Origin of the sequence: Mucilaginibacter aquaedulcis (genome assembly GCF_030409325.1) — a bacterium.
In the GTDB taxonomy this organism is placed as follows: domain Bacteria; phylum Bacteroidota; class Bacteroidia; order Sphingobacteriales; family Sphingobacteriaceae; genus Mucilaginibacter; species Mucilaginibacter aquaedulcis.
In genome coordinates this window covers 1,206,073-1,214,226 of the sequence record NZ_JAUFPR010000004.1, presented here as the reverse complement: position 1 = coordinate 1,214,226, position 8,154 = coordinate 1,206,073, and the positions used below count along the sequence as shown (strand labels likewise).

The window sequence follows — 8,154 nt, the reverse complement described above, 5'->3', positions numbered from 1 at the left end:
TTTTTCTTCCTTCGTTTCGGGAGTGCAAAGGTAAAAACCTTTTCCTATTTTCCAAAACTTATTTTTTTTATTTTTCTTTCGAATTTTTATAAGTTTCAGAACCCTCTACACTCAGACTTGCGCCCTCCGTAGCGGGCTGCAAAAGTGCAAATCTTATTCTGATTTATCAAGCGAAATTTTCACTTTTTTAAACCTTTTTTCAATCTGCCAATCTTCAAAAAACAACGCCCTTTTTATTTGAGCGGCCACAAATGTACACACAAAACCTGTTACGCACCAAGAGAAATTTTCAATTAATTAAAACAATTTTGCAACTCACTGTAAACTAACCTTAAACTTAAGTCCCGAAGCCAGCTATATCTTATAAATGATAGCATTCTTCTAATTTGTATATTTGAAAAGTATATGAATAAAACCACATTTCCTGAAAACTTCCTGGCTTCATTAAGCGCAGAAACCGGCTTTGATGAGCAAAATTTCATCAAAGCTCATCAATTTTCGGATGCCCCTACCTCTATAAGGTTGAATCCTTTTAAGCCATCGGCACAAAAAACAGATGGGCAGGTACCCTGGTGCGCCGATGGTTTTTATTTAAATGAGCGCCCGTCGTTCACTTTTGATCCGCTTTTTCATGCCGGATGCTATTATGTTCAGGAAGCTTCATCGATGTTTATTGATCATATTGTAAAACATATCAGGCAAAACAAAGCAGAATATGTAAAGGTGCTTGACCTTTGTGCTGCTCCAGGCGGTAAAAGCACGCTGCTAAATTCGGCCATCGGGCCCGATGATCTGTTGGTGGCCAATGAAATTATTAAAACCCGTGTACCGATATTAACAGATAACCTAACACGCTGGGGACAGGCCAATGTAATAGTAAGTAATAACGACCCAAGAGATATAGGTCGATTGAAAAGCTTCTTTGATATTATATTGGTTGACGCTCCTTGTTCCGGATCAGGTATGTTTCGTAAAGATCCGCAGGCTATGAATGAATGGTCAGAAGATAACGTGAACCTGTGCCACCAGCGGCAGGAGCGCATATTGGCCGACATACTGCCCGCCCTTACCGAGGATGGCTACCTTATATATAGTACCTGCTCTTACTCGCATCAGGAAAACGAAGATATATTGGATTGGCTTTGCCAGGAGTTTGAGCTCGAAAGTATACGTATACCTATAAATAAGGATTGGGGTATTGTAGAAAGCCAGTCGGCACAGCAAAAAGCATGGGGCTACCGCTTTTATCCAGGACAGGTAAAGGGTGAGGGCTTGTTTGCCGCCTGCCTGCAAAAGAAAAACAATACCGGCGAGTTGGGTAACTTTAAAAATAACATGTCGCAAAAAATAAGCAGCCGCGAAATTGATCAGGTAAAAACCTATATCAACGATCCGGATAGCTTTTATTATTTTACGGTAAACGACGAATGGCTGGCTATTAACCGTAAGCATAAAGAAAGTCTCAATATTTTACAGCGGCATTTATACCTGAAAAAATCAGGAGTGAGGATCGGTAAGCTGATGGGAAAAGATCTGATACCCGATCATGAACTGGCCTTAAGCTCTATTATTAATAAGGATGCGGTTTTGCAAACCCCGCTAAATCACGATCAGGCCATACAATATCTTCGTCGTGATAACATCGACCTTAACCCTACAGAAAAAGGATGGAGTTTGATGACCTTTGAAGGGCATGCATTGGGTTGGGCTAAATTATTGCCCAATCGTATCAATAACTATTATCCGAAAGAGATCAGAATTCTAAACCAGGAAGCGCCCCAGTCCCCTAAAGGGGGAGTTATTAGTTAGATGGTACAAAAAGAGACACATTAGATGTGTCTTTACATAAAAAACCTTTCAAATCAGAAACTCCCCCTTTAGGGGGTTGGGGGCTAATAATCTCCGATGGATAACAGCACCAGTGTACAGGCATATTCTGTTTCGATTCCATTTTCGTTGGCCATACGGCGTAACTCCGAGTTTTCAGTTCCGGGATTAAATATGATACGCTTTGGGTGTGTGTTCAATATATAATCATACAGTGGCGGTTGGTTTTGCGGGCCAACATATAAGGTTACTGTATCAATATCATTGTGGATAGTTTCGGGCTTCTCAATGGGCACTCCTGCTACTTCGCCTGTTTTAATTCCTACGTTTACTATAGTGTGTCCTTTACTTACCAGCCTGTTGGCGGCCAGGTAAGCATATCTGCTGGCATCGGGCGTAGCGCCTAACACCAATGTTTTTTTGTCAGCCATATTATTAAGGCGGATTTGCACCGGTTGATTTGCGAAATCCTGATTATTAGCCATTAATTATTCTGTTCAATAATGCTATCTGGGCCGAGTGGTATATATGGTGCTGTATCAATCCGTTGATCAGTTCTTCATAAGTTACACCGGTTCCCAGTTCGCGGTTACGTTCATCATTAATTGGCAAGCTCCATTGATCCTCCGGAAATTTTTGGATGATGCCTATCAAATTTACATTAACCAGTTTCAAATCTTCAACATAATTCTGCCATTTTTGTTCGTCGGGCGTACCGATAGGGGGCCAGTCACCGCTGGTTGGTAAGCCCGATGGCAAGCCGTTCATCCTGTCCATCACTTCTTCCGTCCACGCTACCATATGTAAAACTATAGCTGCTATATTATGTACCGATCCTGGTGGTTTTTCGTAGGCTGCCTCAAAGCTGATACCTTCTATTATAGTATATACTGGAAACCCATACCAGGGATCGCCAGATAATACGTTGGTTAATTGTGATGAAAGTTTTTCAGAAATGCTCATGATAATATTTTTAAAGTTGCCAGCGCGCAGTTGATACCATCAATTGCAGCAGAAATAATGCCACCCGCATAACCAGCACCTTCTCCGCATGGGAATAATCCCTGAACCTGTGGATGCTGCAACGTTTCCTTATCACGCGGAACTTTTACCGGCGATGAAGTTCGCGACTCTACACCTACCAATATGGCTTCGTTAGTATAATAGCCTTTCATCTTTTTGCCGAAGGCCGGTAATGCTTTTTGCAGTCGTTTATGGATCCACTGTGGCAGTACCTCTTTTAGCTCAATGCTTTTGGTGCCGGGCAAATAAGAGTTTACCGGCAGATCATTTGACAATCGCCCTTCTACAAAATCAACCATACGCTGGCCAGGGGCTACCAGGCTACCGCCTCCTGCAATATACGCAGCATGTTCTATCTGTTGTTGAAAATGTAGCATCTTAAACGGATCGCTGTCATCACCTTCAACATCCTCCATATTGATCTGTACTACCGTACCTGAGTTGGCAAATGGATTATTACGTTTAGACGGGCTCCAGCCGTTTACCACAATTTCATTGGCCTCTGTTGCGCAGGGAGCAATGATACCACCCGGGCACATGCAAAAAGAAAACACACCACGATCATCTACCTGTTCAACAAGGTTATAATACGATGGAGGCAGATCGGGACCGCGGTATTCGCAATGGTACTGTGCACGGTCAATAATTTCCTGCGGATGCTCAATCCTTACACCCAAAGCAAAAGGTTTAGCTTCTATCAGGATATTTTGATGATGCAGCATTTCAAAAACATCACGTGCGGAATGGCCTGTGGCCAGGATCACCGCATCGGATGTTAGCTTTTCACCGTTGGCCAGTTTTACACCTTTTATTTTACCAAACTCAACCAGCAGAGCGGTTACCTTGGTATCAAACAATATTTCGCCGCCGGCATTTAATATGGTTTCGCGCATGGCAGTGATGATCTGCGGTAATTTATTGGTACCGATATGCGGACGCGCATCTACCAAAATATTTTCATCTGCCCCGTGGGCCACAAACATTTTTAGCACCTGGTTTACATCACCACGTTTGGTTGAGCGCGTGTAAAGCTTACCATCCGAATAAGTTCCGGCCCCACCTTCTCCAAAACAATAGTTTGATTCGGGGTTTACCAGACCTTGTTTATTGATATTGGCCAAATCACGGCGCCGTTGTTTCACATCTTTACCCCGCTCAATAATAACCGGTTTTAATCCTGATTGAATACACTGTAATGCAGCGAACAAACCAGCAGGGCCCGCACCTACTATAATAACAGGTCGGCCAAATTGTACATCAGGATAATTAATGGTAAATATTTCGGGCTGATAAACCTCATTTAAAAACACCTTTACCTGCATACGGTACACCACCTTGCGGCCGCGGGCATCAATGGAGCGCTTTAAAACTTTTACTGCCGATATATTTTTAGGCTGGATATTCAGGGAAGCCGCCGCTAAGCGGGTTATTACGGTTTCATCTTCCTGCTGCCCGGTGGGGCAAACTATTTCTACTTCTTTGATCATACATGCGGCCGAGTTTTTATCCCGGATTAGTACAAAGGTAAGAAAAATCGCACTTCAAAATCATATAAGCAGAGTTAACTCACCCCGTCATCGTTGTGCTCGACAACCCTCTCTGCTTCGCAAAGAGGGAAATAAAATAAGGAACTATAACAAACTTTTCCTCACTCCCTCTTTCCGGCGAAGCCGAAGAGAGGGATAGCGAGCGCAGCGATGTAAGAGTGAGTAAAACCGTCCGTACGTGCACATTGACCGTCCGCTATCGAACAGTTTTAAAAGGCCATATAAAATTATTTTATTGAAAATCAAATACTTATAAAATGGCACCTGTATTGGCATAGACACAGTATAAAAATACAACACAAAATGAATATCGCTGAAGACCGCTTAATGACCCTTTGGGAAGGATGTTTAAAAAACGACCGTAAGCAACAGGAACAACTATACAGATTATTGGCACCCAGAATGCTGGCTGTATGCATGCGTTATGCAACCGATAAAGACGAAGCACAGGATATACTGCAGGAAGGTTTTATAAAAATGTTCAGGAACATGAACAACTACCGGGGCGATGGCAGCCTGGAAGGCTGGATCCGTCGTATCATGGTACATTGTGCCATATCACGCTACCGCAAATTAAAGCCAATGATGCTGGTTGATGATTTTGCGGCTGAAAGTAATATGCCTATCAGCAAATCATATAACGAAAACGGACTGGAAGCAAAAGACCTGATGAAACTGGTACAAAAGCTGCCTAAAACTTACCGTTCTGTATTTAGCATGTATGCCATTGAAGGGTACTCACACCAGGAAATAGGTAACTCCTTAGGCATGACTGAACTACTTTCACGCACCACACTATATCGTGCCCGTAACGTACTGAAAGAAATGATAACCAAACTCACCTCCCGCGAACAACATTGTATGGCAGGGTAATCCTTACCCTACTTGTTGTTCTTCTTCAAGTCCTCCCCTCGAAAGATTACTAAATACGCAAAGTTCAGGCACTCATAGCCTGAACCACGAAGCGGCAGGAGGCCACGCTTATTTTTTTAAGTGTTCTCTAATATTCCTGATAGCTTAAATGTTTTAATTATCTTTATAGACGTGTATATTGCCATGTTGTCACTAACCGCAATCGGTTGTAACAACGGTACGCAATTTGTAATCTAACAGAAAAATCACATCTCAAAAAAACATAATTAAATGAAAAAGCTATTATCTGTAATATTAATAATAACAGCCGCCATGTCGTTAAGCTCATGCAGCTATAACAGCATGGTTAAAATGGACGAGAACATTAAAACCAAGTGGGCAGCTGTGCAAAGCCAGTATCAACGCCGCAGCGATCTGATACCTAACCTGGTAAATACAGTGAAAGGTGCTGCTAATTTTGAAAAAAGCACCTTAACCGCAGTTGTTGAGGCACGTGCCAAAGCCACTTCGGTACAGGTTGACCCTACTAAGCTAACCCCCGAATCTATCAAGGCATTCCAATCTGCTCAGGGCGAATTAAGTTCGGCATTAGGAAGGTTATTGGTGGTAACAGAAAATTACCCTAATTTAAAAACCAACGAAAACTTCCTGGGCTTGCAAGCTCAAATAGAAGGTACCGAAAACCGCATACAGGTATCCCGCCAGGATTTTAATACCGCCGTTCAGGAATTTAATACCACCATTCGCTCGTTCCCGGCTAATATAACCGCTAAAATGTTTGGCTTTAGTGAAAAAGGCTATTTCACTGCCGAGCCAGGAGCTGATAAAGCACCAAAGGTTCAGTTTTAATGAATGATTAGTGAATGTTGAATTATCGAAGTTACAGGTCATCGGATCTGCGGACTTGATAATTCAATATTTAAAAACTCACTAAATCGATAATTCACTAAATCATCAACAAAAAACATGGCAGTATTTAACGAAGAAGAGCAGCAGCGAATCCGCAAAGCTATTGAAGAGGCGGAGAACAGGAGTTCGGGCGAGATTCGTGTGTGCATTGAAAAAAAGTGCAGCGAAGATGTGCTTGACCGCGCCGCGAAGTACTTTTTTCAGCTTAATATGCAAAAAACCAAGCTGCGTCACGGTGTACTTATTTATGTAGCCACCGTTGACCGTAAGTTTGCCATCATAGGCGATGCCGGTATAAACCAGGTTGTTCCACCCAATTTTTGGGACAGCACCAAAGAGGATATGATGCAGCATTTTAAATATGGTGATATTGTAGAAGGCATCATTACCGGCCTTAAAATAGCGGGAGAACAGCTGCAAAAATATTTCCCTCATAACAAGGGCGACATTAATGAGTTGCCCGATGACATTGCCTTCATGGATGGCGATTAACACTTAAACTCATGTTCAAAAAAATCATATTGTTCTTTAGCCTGTTGCTAAGCACCTTTATAGCTTTGGCGCAGGATTTTCCCGAGCGCTCAACTACACTCGTAACAGATTATACCAACACTCTGTCTGCAGACGATAAGCAAAAACTCGAAAATAAACTCGTTGCCTTTAATGACTCAACCAGTACGCAGATTGCTGTGGTGATCCTGAAATCGGTGGGTAGTTACGATATTAATGCCTACGGTGTTGCGCTGTTACGTAAATGGGGTATTGGCCAAAAAGATAAAAACAATGGAATTTTGGTGCTGGTTGCCGTTGGCGACCGCAAAGTATCCATCCAAACCGGATACGGAGCCGAAGGTGCTTTACCTGATATTATAACCCAGGAGATTATCCAGAACGATATAAAACCACGTTTTAAACAGGGTGATTATTATGGCGGCCTTGATGCAGCTACCAGCAGCATCATCAAATACACCAAAGGCGAATATAAAGCCGATAAAAAGCAGTCAAAAGCCAATAAAGGTGGCGGCAGCGCTTTTATATTGATTATCATTGTGATTGTGATACTCATCATTGTGTTTCGTAACCGCGGAGGCGGTGGTGGCGGAAGGCAAATCATTGGTGGCAGGGGTGGTGCCAGCCCGTTCTGGTGGTTTTTAGCGGGCAATATGCTTGGCGGAAGCGGCAGGAGCGGCGGCTCTGACTGGGGAGGTTTCTCCGGAGGGGGCGGCGATAGTGGCGGTGGCGGCTTCGGAGGATTTGGCGGAGGCAGCGGCGGCGGCGGCGGTTCAAGCGGCAGCTGGTAAACATTGCAATTAGTGGATTATTGATTGTTTATTGAGCCATCATGATTTATAAAATCAATAATTCATTCAATTGGTCTTCTTTCCAATCAATAATTCACTTAATAGATAATTCAATAATTATTATACATGGATCTCACCTGGAAATTACTTTCATCACATTATATACACAAAGGCCCATGGGCTACTTTACGCATTGATAAATGTGAAATGCCCGACGGCCGCATTGTAAATGACTATTACGTATTAGAATATAGCAATTGGGTTAATGCCGTAGCTATAACCGAAGATAATAAGGTATTAATGGTACGCCAATACCGCCATGCTGCAGGTATTGTTTCGCTGGAAATACCCGGAGGTGTAATTGATGGTGATGAATCGCCAGTAGAGGGCCTGCGTCGTGAGCTGCTCGAAGAAACCGGCTACCAATTTGATGATTTTGAACTGATCTGTACAGTTTACGGCAATCCTTCAACTGCAAACAACAAAACATTTACCTACCTGGCTAAAGGCGGTAAAAAAGTGCAGGGCCAGGCACTTGATGATCACGAAGAACTGATTGTTGAAGAATATACTATAGATGAGGTAAAGCAGTTACTGCTTGAAAATAAGATAGTACAAGCCATGCACTGCGCAGGCTTATTTTATGGTATGGTAAAGCTCGGAGTATTATAATT

General features: G+C 42.7%; 9 protein-coding genes. 6 read left to right on the top strand and 3 right to left on the bottom strand.

Annotation, left to right across the window (positions count from 1 at the left end):
- Nucleotides 1–405 precede the first annotated feature (405 nt).
- On the top strand, nucleotides 406–1,809 hold the full coding sequence (locus tag QWZ01_RS23765) for a methyltransferase RsmF C-terminal domain-like protein (protein ID WP_290327818.1): 1,404 nt from the start codon (nucleotides 406–408) through the stop codon (nucleotides 1,807–1,809).
- Nucleotides 1,810–1,892: 83 nt separating this feature from the next.
- Here the strand turns inward: QWZ01_RS23765 and QWZ01_RS23760 are convergent, their stop codons facing one another.
- Genes QWZ01_RS23760 through QWZ01_RS23750 form a run of 3 tightly spaced genes read right to left on the bottom strand, consistent with a single transcriptional unit; the run spans nucleotide 1,893 to nucleotide 4,337 of the window.
- Entirely contained in the window at nucleotides 1,893–2,258 is a 366-nt protein-coding gene (locus QWZ01_RS23760; protein WP_290327817.1) for a CoA-binding protein, read from the bottom strand.
- A gap of 46 nt (nucleotides 2,259–2,304) precedes the next feature.
- Nucleotides 2,305–2,790 (bottom strand): DinB family protein, encoded by a 486-nt coding sequence (locus QWZ01_RS23755; RefSeq protein ID WP_290327816.1) that lies wholly within the window; start codon nucleotides 2,788–2,790, stop codon nucleotides 2,305–2,307.
- Nucleotides 2,787–4,337 carry an NAD(P)/FAD-dependent oxidoreductase gene (locus QWZ01_RS23750; RefSeq protein ID WP_290327815.1) on the bottom strand — a complete coding sequence of 517 codons (1,551 nt, stop codon included), beginning with the start codon at nucleotides 4,335–4,337 and terminating at the stop codon, nucleotides 2,787–2,789. Before QWZ01_RS23750 ends, QWZ01_RS23755 begins: the two co-directional genes overlap by 4 nt.
- A gap of 363 nt (nucleotides 4,338–4,700) precedes the next feature.
- Between QWZ01_RS23750 and QWZ01_RS23745 the strand changes: the two genes are divergently transcribed.
- The 5 genes from QWZ01_RS23745 to QWZ01_RS23725 all read left to right on the top strand — a co-directional run bounded on the left by QWZ01_RS23745 (nucleotide 4,701) and on the right by QWZ01_RS23725 (nucleotide 8,152).
- Complete coding sequence (locus QWZ01_RS23745) at nucleotides 4,701–5,270, top strand: RNA polymerase sigma factor (protein WP_290327813.1); 570 nt, start codon at nucleotides 4,701–4,703, stop codon at nucleotides 5,268–5,270.
- Between the two features lie 270 nt (nucleotides 5,271–5,540).
- A complete protein-coding gene (locus QWZ01_RS23740; RefSeq protein ID WP_290327811.1) occupies nucleotides 5,541–6,119 on the top strand; it encodes a LemA family protein in 579 nt (192 codons plus the stop codon).
- A 117-nt stretch (nucleotides 6,120–6,236) separates the two neighbouring features.
- A complete protein-coding gene (locus QWZ01_RS23735) occupies nucleotides 6,237–6,671 on the top strand; it encodes a TPM domain-containing protein (RefSeq protein ID WP_290327809.1) in 435 nt (144 codons plus the stop codon).
- Between the two features lie 11 nt (nucleotides 6,672–6,682).
- Nucleotides 6,683–7,480, top strand: coding sequence for a TPM domain-containing protein (locus QWZ01_RS23730; RefSeq protein ID WP_290327807.1), 798 nt, complete (start codon nucleotides 6,683–6,685; stop codon nucleotides 7,478–7,480).
- 126 nt (nucleotides 7,481–7,606) lie between these two features.
- The gene (locus QWZ01_RS23725) at nucleotides 7,607–8,152 is read left to right on the top strand and encodes an NUDIX hydrolase (RefSeq protein ID WP_290327806.1); all 546 of its coding nucleotides are present in this window, start codon (nucleotides 7,607–7,609) and stop codon (nucleotides 8,150–8,152) included.
- Nucleotides 8,153–8,154 lie beyond the last annotated feature (2 nt).

Coding starts and splice junctions, on each gene's coding strand:
- QWZ01_RS23765 (WP_290327818.1), top strand. CDS start 406: ATGAATAAAACCACATTTCCTGAAAACTTCCTGGCTTCATTAAGCGCA.
- QWZ01_RS23760 (WP_290327817.1), bottom strand. CDS start 2,258: ATGGCTGACAAAAAAACATTGGTGTTAGGCGCTACGCCCGATGCCAGC.
- QWZ01_RS23755 (WP_290327816.1), bottom strand. CDS start 2,790: ATGAGCATTTCTGAAAAACTTTCATCACAATTAACCAACGTATTATCT.
- QWZ01_RS23750 (WP_290327815.1), bottom strand. CDS start 4,337: ATGATCAAAGAAGTAGAAATAGTTTGCCCCACCGGGCAGCAGGAAGAT.
- QWZ01_RS23745 (WP_290327813.1), top strand. CDS start 4,701: ATGAATATCGCTGAAGACCGCTTAATGACCCTTTGGGAAGGATGTTTA.
- QWZ01_RS23740 (WP_290327811.1), top strand. CDS start 5,541: ATGAAAAAGCTATTATCTGTAATATTAATAATAACAGCCGCCATGTCG.
- QWZ01_RS23735 (WP_290327809.1), top strand. CDS start 6,237: ATGGCAGTATTTAACGAAGAAGAGCAGCAGCGAATCCGCAAAGCTATT.
- QWZ01_RS23730 (WP_290327807.1), top strand. CDS start 6,683: ATGTTCAAAAAAATCATATTGTTCTTTAGCCTGTTGCTAAGCACCTTT.
- QWZ01_RS23725 (WP_290327806.1), top strand. CDS start 7,607: ATGGATCTCACCTGGAAATTACTTTCATCACATTATATACACAAAGGC.